Source organism: Anaerococcus groningensis (genome assembly GCF_046365465.1).
Classification (GTDB): domain Bacteria; phylum Bacillota; class Clostridia; order Tissierellales; family Peptoniphilaceae; genus Anaerococcus; species Anaerococcus groningensis.
This window is the reverse complement of sequence record NZ_JBGMEG010000030.1, coordinates 1-781: the sequence shown is the minus strand read 5'-3', so window position 1 is coordinate 781 and position 781 is coordinate 1. Positions and strand designations below refer to the sequence as shown.

The window sequence follows — 781 nt, the reverse complement described above, 5'->3', positions numbered from 1 at the left end:
ACTATAAAAATTGCCGTAGTTGGATAAGGCTTTCTTGTTACCACAATTGATTATTTGTAGGTATTTTTCTTGTGGCTTATAGGATTTAAAGTCTCTTTCTCCTGCTATAAGTTTTAAAAGATTTTCATAAAGGATTGGTGCCTCACGGATTGCATAAACACCTGTCTTTGGCATATTTGGATAGCTTGTAATACTAGCCACATCCCCCATAGCAAGGACATTACTAGCTAGGTAAAGTTTTTCATCTGCTGCTAGATAATTTTTATCCATGGTTAAAACTCCATCAAATCCTACATCTGGACCACGAAAACCTGACGTAACAAAAACATGGTCAAAATCATAGCTTGCCCTAGTAGTAAAGATTTTATTATCCTTAACTTCTTTTACTATTTCATTTTTTATTATTTTTATATCTTTATTAGCTAATAATTTTTCAAAACGGTTTCTTGCCTTTTGGTTAAAGTTGGGCAATATATCATGGGCTGTGATTAGACTAATCTCCGCACTAGAAAAGGCTGCTTTAAATGATAAGGATAACTCTATCCCAGATGCTCCTGCCCCTATAAAATTTAGTTTAGGATTTTTCTTTAGCTTGCTAAGCTTTACTATCTCATCTTTGGTATTTACTACATTTAAGATTGGTTTTACTAAGGTCACATCCTTATAATCAGTTGGGAAATTAACCCTAGATAAAGATCCTAGGTTTATAGAAAGATAGTCGTAAGTATATGAATTGTTTTTTGTAATTACCCTTTGATTTTCCTTATCTAATCTTAGTATC

The 781-nt window shown here is 32.5% G+C and carries 1 protein-coding gene; it reads right to left on the bottom strand.

Features of this window, described 5'->3' with window-relative positions; translation table 11 throughout:
• Positions 1-781 (bottom strand): NAD(P)/FAD-dependent oxidoreductase (locus AB9Q04_RS08100; RefSeq protein ID WP_410024829.1); only part of this gene is annotated, 781 nt, incomplete at both ends.